Raw genomic sequence first — 14804 nt, 5'->3', positions numbered from 1 at the left:
CAGGGCAGCGCTCTCCCGCCCCGTCGGGGCGGTTCTCGGGACGGAAGTGGGCGAGCCCGCCGAACGACGACACGCGCGTGACCCGCTTGCCGGTGAGGTGGACCAGCCAGTCGAGGTCGTGACAGGACTTCGCGAGCAGCATGAACGTGGACTCGTCGGCGCGCCGCCAGTTGCCCCGCACGAACGAGTGCGCCTGGTGCCACCAGCCCACCGGCTCCAGGTGCTGGATGCTGACGATCTCGCCGATCCGGCCGGAGTCGAGCAGCGTCTTCAACGCCCGCGTGTACGGGGTGTAGCGCAGCACGTGGCACACCGCGAACACCGCCCCGGAACGTTCCGAGGCGGCCACGATCGCCCGGCAGTCGTCCTCGGAGACCGCCATCGGCTTCTCCAGCAGGATGTCGTAGCCCAGCTCGGCGAAGCGCACCGCGGGTTCGACGTGGTCACGGTCCTGGGTGGAGATGATCACCGCGTCCGCGCGGCGGGGGAGCGCCGCCAGCTCGCGCCAGTCCGCGTACTGCTCGGCGCCGGGGAAGCGGTCACGCCGGGAGTCCAGCGGATCGGCCACCGCCACCACCCGCGCCCGGCCGGACTCCGTGGCGTGACGGGCGTAGGCGGTCCCCCGCGAGCCCGCGCCGACGACAGCGAGCGTGACCATGGCAATCCTCCACTTATGACACCAGCTTACGTATGTCGATCGATGCTAGGATCCGGGCTGGTAGCCGTCAATAGGGGACTTACGGGAAAGGGTCTCATAAGTGACTGAGCTCCGGCCGGGTGACGCGTCCCTGCTGCGCAAGGTGAACACCCAGGTCACGCTGCGGGCCCTGCGCCGCGAAGGCGTGACCACGCTGACCCGGCTCGGCCGCGTCACCGGGCTGTCCAGGCAGACTGTGGAGGCCGTGCTCGACGAGCTGGGCGAGCGCGGCTACGTCCGCGAGCTGCCGCCGGACGAGGGCGCGATGGGACGGCCGGCGCGGCGCTTCGCCTTCAGGGCGGACGCCGGTCACGTGGTGGGCGTGGAGGTCGGGGGAGACGCCGTCGTGGCGGCGCTGGCCGATCTCGACGGAGAGGTGATCGCCTGGAAACGGGCTGCGGTCCCCGGTGGCGCGGCGGCTCACGAGCGGCTGGAGGCGGCCGGGCGTACGGCGCTGAAGTGCGTCGACGGGGCGGGCCTGGCGCGCAGGCGGATCTGGGCCGTGGCGGCGGGGACGCCCGGCATCGTCGATCGCACCGGGCGGGTCTCGCTGTCGCTCACGCTGCCCGGCTGGACGGGCGTGGACCTGGCCGGGCTGGCCGGAGACTGGTTCGGCTGCACCGCGCTGGCCGCCAACGACGCCAACCTCGCCGCGCTCGCCGAGCACTGGCGCGGCAGCGCGCGCCACGTCTCCGACCTCGTGTACGTCCTGCTCGGCCACCGGGCGGGCGCGGGCATCCTGATCGGCGGCCGGCTGCACCAGGGGCGCCGCGGGGCGGCCGGTGAGATCGGCACGCTGCGGCAGGTCGGCTGGGAGCGGGCCGTCCGCGACCTGGCCGAGGACGCCTCTCCGGCCGAGGTCTTCGAGGCCGCCCTGGCCGGCGACCGCGCCGCCGTGCGCCGGGTCGACCGCTACGCCGAGCACCTCGCCGTCGGCGCCTCGGCCCTTGCCCTCGCTGTCGATCCCGACCTGCTGGTGCTGGGCGGCGCTCACGCGCGGGCGGGGGACGTGCTGCTCGACCCTCTGCGCCGGCACCTGTCCGAGCTGTGCGTGAACGCGCCGGAGGTGGTGGCGTCGGCGTTCGGGGACGAGGGGGTGGCGATGGGGGCCGTGCGGCTGGCGCTGGATCACGTGGAACGCGAGATGCTGGGTCTCTGACGCGCCCCGGACGGCCCCCTGTTCCGCCTGGGGCGCGTCTCCCGTCCCGTCAGCACATCCTGAACTCGGTGACGACGTACTTGAAGTTGTCCTGCGACATCCACCCGTACCTGTTGGTGCCCTTCACCCGGGCGAAGACCCACATGGTGCCGTACAGGTTCTCCGTCCAGCAGTGGAGGTAGAGAATCTGTCCCTTGCGGGCGGTGCCGACCTTCTTGCACCTGCTTCCGGCGTACGGCCCGGCCTTGAGGGCGTACGTCCCCTTCATCACCCCGTGGCCGGGATCCAGGTTGGAGACGGCGATCGGCGGGCAGGCGCCCGCCTCCGAGGCCGCCTCGGCCGGTCCGGCCATGAGAACCGCGCCCGCCACCGCCCCGGCCGCCGCGATGGCCGTGACCGTCCTGATCGTGTGCCGCATGCCACCCTCCCGAAGATCGGATCGATGAGAGCATCGTGGCCGCACGGCTGTTGAGCCTGTGTTGAGTCCGCGTTGAGCGGTGCGGAGAGGGGAGGTGGGTCGCGTCGGCGGGCGGTCAGTACGCGCGGGCTGTTCTGAGGAGGGCCGCGTGGACCTGGGCCTCCGGTAGGTCCATCGTCTTGACCGCGCCCCACTGCAGCGCCCCGAGCAGGGCCCAGCTGCGGAGTCTGGCCTCCGGGGTGGGGTCGTCGCCGGCCAGCCTGGTGTAGATCTCGTCCCTGAAGGACTTGATCGTGGCGCGCTCCGAGCCGGGCTCCGCGGTCGAGTCGTCGGCCGCCAGGTCCTCCATGAACAGCCGGATCACCGACCGGTAGCGCACGGCGAAGCCGACCAGGGCCTCGATGAAGTCGGCGCGGCTGTCGTACGTGGCGTCCAGCAGCGCGAGCATGTCGCCCGCCACCGGCGACAGCAGTTCGAGCGCCAGCCGGTCCTTCGGGTGGAAGTGGTAGGCGACCGCGGTCTTGGTCAGGCCGACGGCGGCGGCGATGTCGGCGAGGGAGGTGGCCGCGTAACCGCGCTCGGCGAACAGCTCCCTGGCGGCGGCCAGGATCCGGCTGCGGGTGTCGTCGGGTGTGGTCATCGTCTCATTTCTCTACGGGAGACGGCCTTCCGGATATATCCCGTTTTATCCTATGTCCTGTACGACCGTACAGGACGGCCGTCGAGTGGGGGCAGAGCGATGACGCGGTTGCTGGGACGGCTGGGCGCCTGGTGCGCGCGGCACGGCTGGATCGTGCTGGTGTCGTGGGTGATCGCGGCCGCCACCCTCATGGGCTCCAGCCTGGTGTTCGCCGCCCCGACCACCAGCGACGCCAGCATCCCCGGCACCGACGCGCAGCGCGCGCACGACCTGATGAAGACGGGCTTCGGCTCCGGCTACGCCACCGGCGGAACGGTGCAACTCCTGCTCTACTCCGCCGACGGCCCCCTCATCGAGGAGAAGCGCAAGGAGGCCGTGGAGCAGTCCATCGACCGGCTGCGCGACCTGCCGCACGTCAAGGACGTGGACACCCCCTTCCGCCGGGGTGGTATCTCCTCCAACCTGCAGATCGGCCTCATCACCGTCCGCCTGGAGGGCAACGACCCCCAGAAGATCGGCGAGACCACGCAGACGCTGTCGAAGGCCGCGGATCCGGCCCGCGCGGCCGGGCTCGAAGTGGTGCCCGCCGACAGCTCCACGCCGGCCGACAAGGAGATCAAGACCGGGCCGAGCGAGATCATCGGCGTGGTCTGCGCGCTGCTGGTGCTGGTGTTCGCGTTCGGGACGCTGGTGGCGGCGATGATCCCGATCTTCGTCGCGCTCGTCAGCGTCGCCTCGGGGCTCGGCGTGATCGGCCTGCTCGGCTGGGTCGTGGACATGCCCAAGCAGGCCGGCATCATGGCCACGATGATCGGGCTCGGCGTCGGCATCGACTACGCGCTCTTCCTGCTGTCACGTCACCGCCGGCTGCTGGCGGGCGGGGTGCCGGTGGTGGAGTCCGTACGGCGGACCGTGGCGAGCTCCGGCGGGGCGGTCGTGTTCGCGGGCGGCACGGTGATCATCGCCTTGAGCGCGCTGATGCTGGCTGGGTTCCCGCTGCTGGCCACGCTCGGCTGGGTGACCGGCATCTCGGTCGTGGCCGCCGTGCTCACCTCCGTCACGCTCGTCCCGGCCCTGCTCGGCCTGCTCGGCCACCGGATCAACGCGCTCAAGGTGCCCCTCCTGCGCGGCGCCGCCTCGGGCGCGCACACCCCCGGCGGCACCGGCTGGGCGGGGCTCGGCTCGTGGGTGGCCCGCCGCCCGTGGCGGGTCCTGCTGGCCAGCACCGCTGTCCTCGGCGCCCTGGCCGCGCCCGCCCTGGCGCTCCAGCTCGGGGCGCTCGACGAGGGGTACGGGTCGCGGGGCTCCGAGCCGCGGCGCGCGTACGAGCTCATGGCCACCGGCTTCGGCCCCGGCGCCAACGGCCCGCTGATCGTGGTCGCCGAACTGCCCGCGAAGGTGGCCGACGCCGGCGACCCGATCGTGGACAACCTCGTCCGCGAGGTGAAGGACGTGGACGGCGTGGCGCATGTGAGCGAGCCCAAGGTCAACACCTCGGGCCGGTCGGTGCTGCTGCAGGCCATCCCCGAGTACGCCCCCAGCGACAGCCGCTCCGCCCAGGTCGTCAGGGACGTCAGGGACATCTCCGTGCCGGGTGTCCAGCTGCATGTGGGCGGCAAGGTCGCCGGGCTGACCGACGCCGGCGACCGGATGGCCGAGCGCACCCCGCTGGTCATCGGCGTCGTCGTGCTGCTGAGCGCGTTGCTGCTGTTGCTGGCCTTCCGCGCGCCGATCGTGGCGATCAAGGCGGCGGTGATGAACCTGGTCTCGCTGGGCGCCGCCTTCGGGGCGCTGGCCATGGTGTTCTCGGTCGGGCTCGGCAGCAGGCTGGTGGGCATGGACCCGCCGGTCAGCTCGTCGTACGTGCAGGAGGTCTTCTTCTCCGTGCCCATCGAGAGTTACGTGCCGCTGATGTTGTTCGCGGTGCTGTTCGGGCTGTCGATGGACTACGAGGTGTTCCTGCTGACCGCGGTGCGGCAGTCGTACCAGCGGCACGGCGGCAACGCGCGGGCGGTGGCCGAGGGGCTGGGGTCCACCGGGCGGGTCATCACCTCGGCCGCGCTGATCATGGTGGCCGTCTTCGTGGCGTTCATCGCCTATCCGGACGCCATGGTGAAGACGTTCGGGGTGGGGCTGGCGGTGGCCATCGCGGTGGACGCCACGATCATCAGGGGGTTCCTGGTGCCGGCCACGATGGTGCTGCTGGGCCGGCTCAACTGGTGGTGCCCGCGCTGGCTGGACCGGATCCTGCCGAACCTGTCGGTGGAGGGGCACGAGGAGGACGACGAGCCCGTGGTGGAGCGTCGGGAGCAGCCGGTCACGGCCGGGGTCTAGTGTCACGTCAGTCCGGGTCGGTGACGTCGCAGGCGGCGACCCAGCCGACGTCGCCCGTGGTCGTGTTGCGGCCGTGGTGCCACAGGGTGCTCGCGAAGTTCTCGTCGCACTGATAGAGCGCGTGCTGCTCCGACCGGTCGGCCTCGAACTGCTGCCCCAGCCGGCCGAACCCGACCCGGTCGGCGCCGGGCTCGGGCAGGCTCCAGACGATCACGTCGTCGTCGCCGAAGTCGTACAACATCCTGCCCCGCCCGCCGCCGGCGTGGGCCGGGCCGCCCAGCGCCAGGACCGTGAGCAGGCCGAGCGAGATGACCTGTCTGACGTGCACCGTTCCTCCCGCCGCCCTCCTGCCGCGTTGAGCCGTGCTGCACAGCGTAGGCAGTAGGTGACTCAGTGTTCCAGTGGTTTCCCGGCGCGGCGCCAGCCGAGGAAGCCGCCGTCCAGCGGGCGGGCGTCCTGGCCGTGCGCGCGCAGCAGGCGCACCGCCTCGGGGGAGACCACGCAGTACGGCCCCCCGCAGTACGCCACGATCTCCGCCGCCCCCGCCAGGTCGCGCAGCCGGCCGGGCAGCTCCGCCATGGGCACGGAGACCGCTCCCGGCACGTGCCCGGCGGCGTACTCGTCCGCCGATCGCACGTCGATCACCACCGTGCCGGGATCCTCCAGCCGGGCCGCCAGCTCGTCGGCGCTCACGCCTTCCAGCGAGCCCAGCCGGCTCCGTACGGCGTCGCGCAGGTCCGCCAGCCGCCCGTCCGCGAACGACTGGAAGCCGCCGAGGAAGCGCGAGACCTCCTCGCCGGCCAGCCGGTAGCGGACGTGCGCGCCGTCGCGCCTGGCGATCACCAGGTTGGCCGCGCGCAGCTGCTGGAGCTGGGCGGAGGTGTTCTTCAGCGGGATCCCCGCCTCCTGCGCCAGCTCCTCGACCGTGCGCTCGCGCTGGTCGAGCACGTCCAGCAGGCGCAGCCGCACCGGGCTGGCCAGCGCCTTGCCGATGCGGGCGAGCTGGGCGTAGATCGGCTCCTCGGGGAACGTCGCCATCGTCGTCCTCAGACCATGTACTGGTCGTGGCGCAGGTACAGCTCGGTCCACTCCTCGGGGGAGAGCTGACGGCCGGTGTCGGCGATCTCGGCGAGCTCCTCGAAGTACGCCTCGCGCGGTGCCCCCGGCGTGAACAGGATCAGCATCGTGGCCGGCTCGCCCGACTCGTTGCGGAAGGCGTGCACGCCGCCCTCCGGCAGGAACAGGAAGTCACCCGGCCTGCCGTCGGCCCACTTCGCGCCGTTGAAGAGCCGGATCGTGCCGGACAGCACGTAGAACGACTCGGTCATGGTGCGGTGGAAGTGCGGCCCCGGGCCGGACGGGCGCGGGCCCATCTCCCAGCGGTACAGGCCGAACGCGCCGTTCGTGGAGCCGCCCGTGGCGAGGTAGTGCACCTGCGTGCCGCCCTCCCCGATCGAGAGGTCGGGCGTCCTGCCGGCCATCGTGAAGGCGCCGCTGTGCTCGCCTTGCTCGCCGAAGTAGCGGGCGTCGGGGTAGGACATCGTTCGTCTCCTCTATGGTTCTAAGGAATTTTAGAATAGCGAGGAGAAGGCAGGTGTGAAAGGTCCGGGTTTCAGAACGTGATGACCGTACGGGCGACCGTGCCCTGCCGGACGTGGGCGACGGCGTCGTTGACCTGGTCCAGGGGGAGGCGTTCCGTGATCAGGGCGTTGAGGTCGAGGTGGCCCCGCGCGTACTGGGCGGCCAGCATCGGCAGGTCGCGGTGCGGGGCCGCGTCGCCGCCCTGGGTGCCCATCAGGCGGCGGGAGGCGAACAGCAGGCCGGTGTCCAGCTCCATGGGGTGGCCCTTCGGCGGGCTGCCGACCATGACGGTGGTGCCGCCCGGCTGGGTGGCGGCGAACGCCTGGGCCAGCACGCCGGGAACGCCGGTCGCGTCGAAGGCGTAGTCCACGCCGCCCCTGACCAGCTCGTTCACCTGCTGGGGCAGGTCGGAGGCGAGCACCGCGTGGGTCGCGCCGAACTGCTCGGCCAGTTTGAGCTTGCGCTCGGCCACGTCGGCGGCGACGATCGTGGTCGCGCCCGCCAGCACGGCGCCCTGGATCACGTTGAGCCCGACGCCGCCGCAGCCGACCACCAGCACCGTGGCGCCCGGCGGGACCTGGGCGACGTTGAGCACGGCGCCCACGCCGGTGACGACGCCGCAGGCCAGGAGGCACATGGCATCGAACGGCGCCGATTTTCCGATTCTTACGCACATGGGCTCAGGGACGACGGCGTACTCGGCGAACGAGCCGATGCCGATGAAGCGGCGCGTCTCCGCACCGTCCAGCGTGACCCGGGGAGCGCCGCCCATGATGGTGGGCAGCCGGGACGGGCCCGTGCAGAGGTGGAACCGGCCGGCGCCGCAGGAGCGGCAGCGGCCGCAGGGGCCGTTCATGGCGATGATGACGTGGTCGCCGGGCTTGACGGAGGTGACGCCCGTACCGACGCTCTCCACCACCCCGGCGCTCTCGTGGCCGAGGATGAACGGCGGTGTGCTCACCACGGGGCTCTTGCCGTCGATGGCCTTGAGGTCGGAGCCGCACACGCCCGACGCCTTGATCTGGACGCGGACCTCGCCGGTGGCCGGGTCCGCGATCTCGACCTCGCGAATTTCCAGGGGAGCGTGGAAGGCGGTGAGCACGGCCGCGCGCATGAGCATGTGCCACACGCTAGCCGGGGCGCCTGATGCGAGCAAGCGGTTGCTCGGTAGCGGTTCGCGCTGGAGTGCGAATGACCGTTGACGGCCCTCGCGGGCGAATTTACGCTCGGACAAAACCAAGCGAGCGCTAGGCCAAATGTGCGGGAGGCCGTCATGGTGCGGGGTATGTCGGTGGCGGCACTGGTGGTCACGCTGGCCGCCGCCGGATGCGCGGCCCAGCGACAGGGTACGACCGGCCAGGACACGGCCGGCGTCACCGACACCACGATCAAGGTCGGCGGCGTGCTGACCAAGACCAGCGCCAGCGGCTACTCCACCAAGGACGCCGAGATCGGGGCCAAGGCCAGGTTCGAGCGGGCCAACGCCGCGGGCGGCGTGCACGGCAGGAAGATCGAGTTCCTCGGCGCCGAGGACGACGGCCAGGACGCGGCCAAGGGCGACGCGGCGGCCAAGAAGCTCGTGCAGAAGGACGGCGTCTTCGCGCTCCTGCCCGTGCACGCCCCCAACTTCGGCGGCGCCGCCTTCCTCGAACAGCAGGGCGTGCCCTGGTTCGGCTGGGCGACGGGACCCCAGTGGTGCGGCACGAAGACCGGCTTCGGCTACAACGGCTGCCTGGCGCCCAAGCAGGGCGCGGGCTCCCAGACGTGGTGGGGCCGGCAGATGGCCGACCTGCTCGGCGGCGCCGAGGGCAAGAGCGTCTACGTCCAGACCACCGACTCCAGCGGCAGCAAGTACGGCGGCACCACCATCTCCCAGTCGTTCACCGCCGCCGGATTCACCCTGGCCGGGGTGAACTCCGGGCTGCCCGCCGCCGCGCCGCCACCCGACTGGCTCCCGTACGTCAGCAAGATCATGACCTCGGACGGCGGGCAGCCGCCGGACGTCGTCGTCTCCGTCATCGCCGGCACGAAGTTCAACGTCGGCCTGTACGCGGCGCTGAAACGGGCCGGTTACCGGGGCGTGCTCACCGACGCCACCAGCTATGACACCGCCATCCTCAAGGACCGGGCCAGTGCCCAGGCGCTCGAAGGCGTGATCGCGGCGCCGATGTTCGAGCCGTTCGAGTCCACCGCCCCCGAGATCGCCCAGCTCAAGCAGGACGTCGAGCGGGTCGCCCCCGGCACCGCGCTCACCCAGCACCTGGCCATCGGCTACTGGGCCGCCGACATCTTCCTCGACCTGCTGGGCCGCACCGGCAAGGATCTGACCAGGGAGAAGTTCCTCCAGACGGCCAACGGCTCCTACGTCTACGAGAACGCCGGCTTCGGCCGGATCGAGTATCCGAAGGACCACACCGAGCCGAACGGCTGCGGCGCCCTGGTCAAGCTGGTCGACGGCGCCTTCCAGGTGGCCAAGAGCATGAAGTGCTTCGACAACGTGCCGCTGAAATGATCCTGGACTACGTGCTCAGCGGCCTGGTCACCGGCGCCGTCTTCGCGGTCATGGGATCGGGCCTGACGCTCTCGTACGCGGCCACCGGGGTGTTCAACTTCGCCCACGGCGCCATTGGCTTCCTCACCGCCCTGCTCTTCCACCAGCTGAACGAGGCCGGCCTGCCCGCCCCGCTGTCGGCGCTCGCCTCCGTCGCCCTGTTCGCCCCCGCCCTCGGCTACCTGCTGCACAAGGCCATGTTCAGGGGGCTCTCCCAGGCGGGCGAGACCGCTCAGATCGTGGCCACCATCGGGCTCACGATCGCGCTGCCCGCGCTCGGCCTGCTCGTCGTGGACGTGGCGGGGCTGCCGCCCGCGGACGCGACCGCGCTGCCGCGCGGCGTCGGGCCGCATCCGGCGCAGCCGTTCGACGTGCTCGGGGTGCGGCTGGACAGCGACCAGGTGATCACGTTCGCCGTCTCGGCGGTGGCGGCGGCCGGGCTGTGGGCGTTCATGCGGCACACGCCGTACGGGCTGCGCATGCGTGCCTCCGTCGACCGCCGCCGGCTGGCCACGCTGCGCGGCATCGACGCCGACGCCACCTCCGCGCTGGCCTGGATGCTCGGCTCGGGCCTGGCCGGCCTCGCGGGGGTGCTGGCCGTGTCGGTGCTGGGGCTGGACGCGACCGCGTACACGGTGCTGCTGTTCGCCTCGGCCACGGCGGCGGTGTTCGGGCGGCTGCGCTCGATCCCCTGGACGTTCGCGGCCGGGCTGGCGCTCGGCGTCGTGCAGAACCTGGTCGCCGGATACACCGACTTCCTCGAAGAGGTGACCGGGCTGCGCACGGCCGTCCCGGTGATCCTGCTGTTCGCCGGGCTCGTGCTGCTGAACAGGTCGCGCGAGCGGGTCGCCGGCAGCGCGGCCGAGGACGCGCCGCCGCCCGACCACCTCGCGGGGCTGCCGCCGTGGCGCCGGCGGCTGCCGTGGGCCCTGGGCGTGGCCGCGCTGGTGGCCTTCGCCTTCGCGGGCTCCGACTACTACGTGGGCGTCGCGGCGCAGGGGCTCGTCCTGGCGTTGATCTTCTGCTCGTTCGTCGTCGTCACCGGCATCGGCGGCATGGTGAACCTGGCCCAGGCCGCCTTCGCCTCGATGGCCGCGCTGACCTGCGGGTGGGCGTTCACGTCCGGGCTGCCGTTCGTCGTGGCGATCCTGCTCGGCGTGCTGGCCGCGGCGGCCGTGGGGATGCTGGTGGCGCTGCCCGCGCTGCGGCTGGGCGGGCGGGTGCTGACGCTGGCCACGCTGGCCATGGCGCTGCTGGCCGACCAGGTGCTGTTCCAGGTGGACGCGTTCAGCAACGGGACCATCGGCTGGCAGCTGCCCGCGCTCGGGTTCGGCCTCGCCGACACCTCCGACCCTCGGGTGCGGGTGATCGTGCTGCTCGCCCTGATCGGCCTGGTGGCGCTGCTGATCCGCAACCTGGAACGCTCGGCCTCGGGCCGGGCCATCCTGGCCGTGCGCTCCGCCCCGGCGGCGGCCACCACGTCCGGGCTGTCCGCGCCGCGCACCAAGATCGTGCTGTTCGCGCTGGCGTCGGCCGTCGCCGGGCTGGGCGGGGTGCTGTTCGCCATCTCCAAGGGCTCGATCACCGCGACCGACCTGCCGGCCTTCGCCGGGTTCGTCTGGCTGGCCGTGGTGGTACTGCAAGGGGTGCGGCGGGTCGGCGGGGCCGTGCTGGGCGGGCTCGTCGCGGTGGCCGTGCCCGAGCTGCTGGCCACATGGGACGTGTCCGCGCACGTCGGGGCCATTCTGTTCGGGGCCGGGGGGATGATCCTGGCCAAGCATCCCGACGGGGTGCTCACCCAGCTCGCCGAACTACGCCACCGTCGCCGCCCTCCGCCGGCCCCGCTTCCCCGCGTCCGGGAGGAGCCGCGGGTACGGGCGAGCAGCCCAGCGCTGTTCGCCATGGAGGGAGTCGTCACCGGATACGAGGACTGCACCGTCCTGCGCGGGGTGGACCTGACCGTCAACCCCGGCGAGGTCGTCGCCCTGCTCGGCGCGAACGGCGCCGGCAAGTCCACCTCCTGCGCCGTCGCCGCCGGAGACCTGCCGGTCGAGTCCGGCCGGATCCTGCTGGACGGCCAGGACGTCACCGCCTGGCCCGCCCACCGCAGGGCCCGCGCCGGCATTCTGCTGGCCCCCGAGGGCAGGGGCGTCTTCCCCGGCCTCACCGTCGAGGAGAACCTGCGCACCTGGCTGCCCGACCCGGGGCCGGTCTACGAGCGCCTGCCCCAGCTCGCCGAGCGCCGTACCATCCTGGCCGGCGCCCTGTCCGGCGGCGAGCAGCAACTGCTCACCCTCGCCCCCGCCCTCGTGCGCCCGCCCCGGGTGCTGATCGCCGACGAGCCGTCGCTCGGGCTCGCGCCGATGGTGGTGCGGCAGGTGTTCGACGTCTTCGCCGAGCTGCGCGCCCGCGGCGTCGCGCTGCTGCTGGTCGAGGAGAAGGCCACGGAGGCGCTGGCCATCGCCGACCGGGTGGTGTTCATGCGGCTCGGCCGCGTCACCTGGACGGGACCGCGCTCCGAGGTGGACAGCGAGCGGCTGACCGCCGCCTACCTGGGGGTGAGGTGACCGTGCTCGACGCGCAGGGCGTGCCTGACGGTGAGGTGAACGTGCTCGACGTGCGGGGCGTGTCGGTGGCCTTCGGCGGGATCAAAGCGCTGGACCAGGTCTCGTTCCAGGTCGGCGAGGGGCAGGTCTGCGGCGTGATCGGCCCGAACGGCGCCGGCAAGACCACGCTGTTCGACGTGGTGTCGGGCCTGCGCAGGCCGGGCGAGGGACGGGTGCTGCTCGACGGGCGCGACCTGACCGGGGTGTCGCCGGTCAGGCGGGCCAGGGCGGGGCTGCGCCGTACGTTCCAGCGCACCCAGGTCTTCGGCCGGCTCACCGTGGCCGGCAACGTGCTAGCGGCGCTCGACTGGCACGGCGGCGGTGGCGGGCTGGCCGCCGACCTGGTCGGCCTGCCCGCCCGGCGGCGGCTCGAACGCGAGCGCCAGGAGCGGGTGGCCGAGGTGCTGGAGCTGTGCGGGCTCACCCCGCTGCGCGACGCGTACGCCGCCGCGCTCCCCGTCGGCCGGCGCCGCCTGGTCGAACTGGCCAGGGCCCTGGCCGACCGGCCCCGGGTGCTGCTGCTCGACGAGCCCACCTCGGGACTGGACGCCGGCCAGAGCGAGCGCCTGGCCGAGGTGGTCGGCGGCCTGGACACGACCGTGCTGCTGGTCGAGCACGACATGGGGTTCGTCATGGGCACCTGCGACCGCATCGTGGTGCTGGACCTCGGCAAGGTCATCGCCACCGGCACCCCCGCCGAGATCCGGGCGGATCCGGTCGTCAGGGCCGCCTACCTGGGGTGAGGCGTACGTCGCGGGCCTACCATCGGGGGAGCAACCGCGTGGAAGGGAAACCGCATGGCATTCCACCCGAACCTCGATCCGGAGCTCCGTGCCGCGATCGAGCAGACGCCGCTGGTCTCGTTCGACTGGTCCACGATGTCGTACCAGGACCTGGCCGACCAGCGAGCCCAGATCACCACGATGCTGGCCGCGGCGCCCCCGCCCGACACGCGCGTCACGATCGAGGACCGCACCGTCCCAGGGCCCGAAGGGCAGCCGGACGTCCGGCTGCGGATCTACCAGCCGCCGGAGCCGGGGGAGGACAGGCCCGCCCTCTACTGGATCCACGGCGGCGGAATGATCATCGGTGCGCCCGAGATGGACGACGCCCTGATGATCGGCTACGTCGAACGGCTCGGCGTCGTCGGCGTCTCCGTGGACTACCGCCTCGCGCCCGACCACCCGCACCCCGCCCCCGTCGAGGACTGCTACGCCGGCCTCGCCTGGACCGCCAAGAACGCGGCCGAACTCGGCATCGACCCGGCGCGGCTCGCGGTGGGCGGCGCCAGCGCGGGCGGCGGCCTCGCGGCTGCCACCGTTCTGCTGGCCAGGGACAGGGGCGGGCCCGAGATCGCGTTCCAGCTGCTCGTCTACCCCATGCTGGACGACCGCAACACCACGCCCTCCAGCCACGAGTTCACCGAGGCCGTGGTCTGGGACAGGGGTGCCAACCTCTTCGGCTGGACGGCGCTGCTCGGGGACCGCATGGGCACCGACGACGTCCCGCCGTACGCGGCCCCGGCCCGCGCCACCGACCTGTCCGGCCTCCCGCCGGCGTTCGTGGACGTGGGGGAGCTGGAGGTGTTCAGGGACGAGTGCTTCGGCTACGCGCAGCGGCTGGTGCAGGCGGGGGTCTCCACCGAGTTCCACCTCTACCCGGGAGCGTTCCACGGCTCGGAGATGATGGTGCCGGACGCGACGCTCAGCGTACGCACCCGCCGGACCCGAGAGGCGGCCCTCAAGAGGGCACTCGGCCTCTGAGCCCGGCCCGGTCGATGCCGGGTGGGCGTCCACCCGGCGTCTGGAGCGCGGCAGGGTGCGCTTCGGTCTTGCAGGGCGTCGGCGACTCTTCATACTGAGGGAAGGGCAGGGGCAGGGAGCCTCGGCTGGAGGGGCGCATCTTGATCGTCGTGCATTCTGCCGACGGCAGTCGTAGGCTCGCGGTCGCGCAACGGGGTCTCATTACGGGCGGCAGCCCGGTCTTCTATCTTCACGGCACTCCGGGCAGCAGGGTAGGTCCACTCCCGAAACACGGCCTGCTGTACCGCCTCGGCATCCGCCTCATCACCTACGACCGCCCGGGATACGGGGATTCCGACCGGCATGTCGGGCGTCAGGTGGGCGACGTGGCGTCAGACGTGGCCACCATCGCCGACCGGCTCGGCCTCGACCGGTTCGCCGTCGTCGGCCGCTCGGGCGGCGGGCCGCACGCGCTGGCCTGCGCGGCGCTGCTGGGCGACCGGGTGACCCGGGCGGCCGTGCTGGTGAGCCTTGCCCCGCACGGTGCGGAGGGGCTCGACTGGTTCGACGGCATGGCCGAGAGCAACATCGAGGAATACCTCACGGCGATGGAGGGCCTGGCGCAGCTGACGCCGCGGCTCGTCGTGGCCGCGGAGACGATCAGGAAAGACCCCGTGCAGCTGGTGAACGCCATCTACGACGACCTGACGGAGGCCGACAGGGAGGTGGTGGCCGACACGGCTATCCGGCTGATGCTGGTGCAGAACTACGCCGAGGCGCTGCGCAAGTCGCCGGACGGCTGGATCGACGACGCCATCGCGTTCTGCTCGCCCTGGGGCTTCGATCCGGCCGACATCACCGTGCCGACGCTGCTGTGGCACGGAGCCGAGGACGTCTTCTCGCCCGCCAGCCATTCGCGCTGGCTGGCCGAACGCATCCCGACCGCCAGCGTCGCCATTCAGCGCGGTGTCGCGCACTTCCACGCCTTGCAGGTGCTGCCCGACCTGCTTCCATGGCTGGCGGGCCTGGCCCCCGCCGGCGGCTGAGCGCGGGCGGCTCAGCGCGGGCGGAGGGCG

Annotated in this window: 14 protein-coding genes; 7 read left to right on the top strand and 7 right to left on the bottom strand. The window is 72.4% G+C overall.

Features of this window, described 5'->3' with window-relative positions; translation table 11 throughout:
* A partial coding sequence (locus ABFX54_RS12595; RefSeq protein WP_346104357.1) for a Gfo/Idh/MocA family protein occupies positions 1-658 on the bottom strand: 658 nt, incomplete at its 3' end.
* 100 nt (positions 659-758) lie between these two features.
* Here ABFX54_RS12595 and ABFX54_RS12590 point away from each other — a divergent pair.
* The gene (locus tag ABFX54_RS12590) at positions 759-1856 is read left to right on the top strand and encodes an ROK family transcriptional regulator (protein WP_346104355.1); all 1098 of its coding nucleotides are present in this window, start codon (positions 759-761) and stop codon (positions 1854-1856) included.
* Between the two features lie 49 nt (positions 1857-1905).
* Here ABFX54_RS12590 and ABFX54_RS12585 read toward each other — a convergent pair whose 3' ends face one another.
* Positions 1906-2274, bottom strand: a complete 369-nt coding sequence (locus ABFX54_RS12585; protein ID WP_346104353.1) for a hypothetical protein — start codon at positions 2272-2274, stop codon at positions 1906-1908.
* A gap of 115 nt (positions 2275-2389) precedes the next feature.
* The gene (locus ABFX54_RS12580; RefSeq protein ID WP_346104352.1) at positions 2390-2914 is read right to left on the bottom strand and encodes a TetR/AcrR family transcriptional regulator; all 525 of its coding nucleotides are present in this window, start codon (positions 2912-2914) and stop codon (positions 2390-2392) included.
* 99 nt (positions 2915-3013) lie between these two features.
* Between ABFX54_RS12580 and ABFX54_RS12575 the strand changes: the two genes are divergently transcribed.
* Entirely contained in the window at positions 3014-5248 is a 2235-nt protein-coding gene (locus tag ABFX54_RS12575) for an MMPL family transporter (protein WP_346104350.1), read from the top strand.
* A gap of 7 nt (positions 5249-5255) precedes the next feature.
* Here ABFX54_RS12575 and ABFX54_RS12570 read toward each other — a convergent pair whose 3' ends face one another.
* The 4 genes from ABFX54_RS12570 to ABFX54_RS12555 form a co-directional block, all read right to left on the bottom strand.
* Positions 5256-5576 carry a hypothetical protein gene (locus tag ABFX54_RS12570; RefSeq protein WP_346104348.1) on the bottom strand — a complete coding sequence of 107 codons (321 nt, stop codon included), beginning with the start codon at positions 5574-5576 and terminating at the stop codon, positions 5256-5258.
* A gap of 62 nt (positions 5577-5638) precedes the next feature.
* Positions 5639-6286: an ArsR/SmtB family transcription factor gene (locus tag ABFX54_RS12565; protein WP_346104346.1), complete on the bottom strand. Its 648-nt coding sequence runs from the start codon at positions 6284-6286 to the stop codon at positions 5639-5641.
* 8 nt (positions 6287-6294) lie between these two features.
* A complete protein-coding gene (locus tag ABFX54_RS12560; protein ID WP_346104344.1) occupies positions 6295-6789 on the bottom strand; it encodes a cupin domain-containing protein in 495 nt (164 codons plus the stop codon).
* 71 nt (positions 6790-6860) lie between these two features.
* Positions 6861-7949 (bottom strand): alcohol dehydrogenase catalytic domain-containing protein, encoded by a 1089-nt coding sequence (locus ABFX54_RS12555; protein WP_346104342.1) that lies wholly within the window; start codon positions 7947-7949, stop codon positions 6861-6863.
* 165 nt (positions 7950-8114) lie between these two features.
* Here ABFX54_RS12555 and ABFX54_RS12550 point away from each other — a divergent pair, with 165 nt between their 5' ends.
* The 5 genes from ABFX54_RS12550 (at position 8115) to ABFX54_RS12530 (ending at position 14774) form a co-directional block, all read left to right on the top strand.
* Positions 8115-9341, top strand: coding sequence for an ABC transporter substrate-binding protein (locus ABFX54_RS12550; RefSeq protein WP_346104340.1), 1227 nt, complete (start codon positions 8115-8117; stop codon positions 9339-9341).
* A complete protein-coding gene (locus ABFX54_RS12545) occupies positions 9338-11947 on the top strand; it encodes an ABC transporter permease subunit (protein WP_346104339.1) in 2610 nt (869 codons plus the stop codon). Before ABFX54_RS12550 ends, ABFX54_RS12545 begins: the two co-directional genes overlap by 4 nt.
* Positions 11944-12729: an ABC transporter ATP-binding protein gene (locus tag ABFX54_RS12540; protein WP_346104337.1), complete on the top strand. Its 786-nt coding sequence runs from the start codon at positions 11944-11946 to the stop codon at positions 12727-12729. The genes ABFX54_RS12545 and ABFX54_RS12540 overlap by 4 nt, the downstream gene beginning before the upstream one ends.
* A gap of 54 nt (positions 12730-12783) precedes the next feature.
* Positions 12784-13749: an alpha/beta hydrolase gene (locus ABFX54_RS12535; protein WP_346104336.1), complete on the top strand. Its 966-nt coding sequence runs from the start codon at positions 12784-12786 to the stop codon at positions 13747-13749.
* A gap of 149 nt (positions 13750-13898) precedes the next feature.
* Positions 13899-14774 (top strand): alpha/beta fold hydrolase, encoded by an 876-nt coding sequence (locus ABFX54_RS12530; RefSeq protein ID WP_346104334.1) that lies wholly within the window; start codon positions 13899-13901, stop codon positions 14772-14774.
* Positions 14775-14804: the final 30 nt, after the last annotated feature.

The sequence above is a fragment of the Nonomuraea maheshkhaliensis genome (assembly GCF_039529435.1).
GTDB lineage: Bacteria > Actinomycetota > Actinomycetes > Streptosporangiales > Streptosporangiaceae > Nonomuraea > Nonomuraea maheshkhaliensis.
This window is presented reverse-complemented; position numbering and strand designations above follow the sequence as displayed.

Excerpts from the sequence above, each read along its gene's own strand:
- ABFX54_RS12585 (WP_346104353.1), bottom strand. The coding sequence starts at position 2,274 with ATGCGGCACACGATCAGGACGGTCACGGCCATCGCGGCGGCCGGGGCG.
- ABFX54_RS12580 (WP_346104352.1), bottom strand. The coding sequence starts at position 2,914 with ATGACCACACCCGACGACACCCGCAGCCGGATCCTGGCCGCCGCCAGG.
- ABFX54_RS12575 (WP_346104350.1), top strand. The coding sequence starts at position 3,014 with ATGACGCGGTTGCTGGGACGGCTGGGCGCCTGGTGCGCGCGGCACGGC.
- ABFX54_RS12565 (WP_346104346.1), bottom strand. The coding sequence starts at position 6,286 with ATGGCGACGTTCCCCGAGGAGCCGATCTACGCCCAGCTCGCCCGCATC.
- ABFX54_RS12560 (WP_346104344.1), bottom strand. The coding sequence starts at position 6,789 with ATGTCCTACCCCGACGCCCGCTACTTCGGCGAGCAAGGCGAGCACAGC.
- ABFX54_RS12555 (WP_346104342.1), bottom strand. The coding sequence starts at position 7,949 with ATGCTCATGCGCGCGGCCGTGCTCACCGCCTTCCACGCTCCCCTGGAA.
- ABFX54_RS12550 (WP_346104340.1), top strand. The coding sequence starts at position 8,115 with ATGTCGGTGGCGGCACTGGTGGTCACGCTGGCCGCCGCCGGATGCGCG.
- ABFX54_RS12545 (WP_346104339.1), top strand. The coding sequence starts at position 9,338 with ATGATCCTGGACTACGTGCTCAGCGGCCTGGTCACCGGCGCCGTCTTC.
- ABFX54_RS12535 (WP_346104336.1), top strand. The coding sequence starts at position 12,784 with ATGGCATTCCACCCGAACCTCGATCCGGAGCTCCGTGCCGCGATCGAG.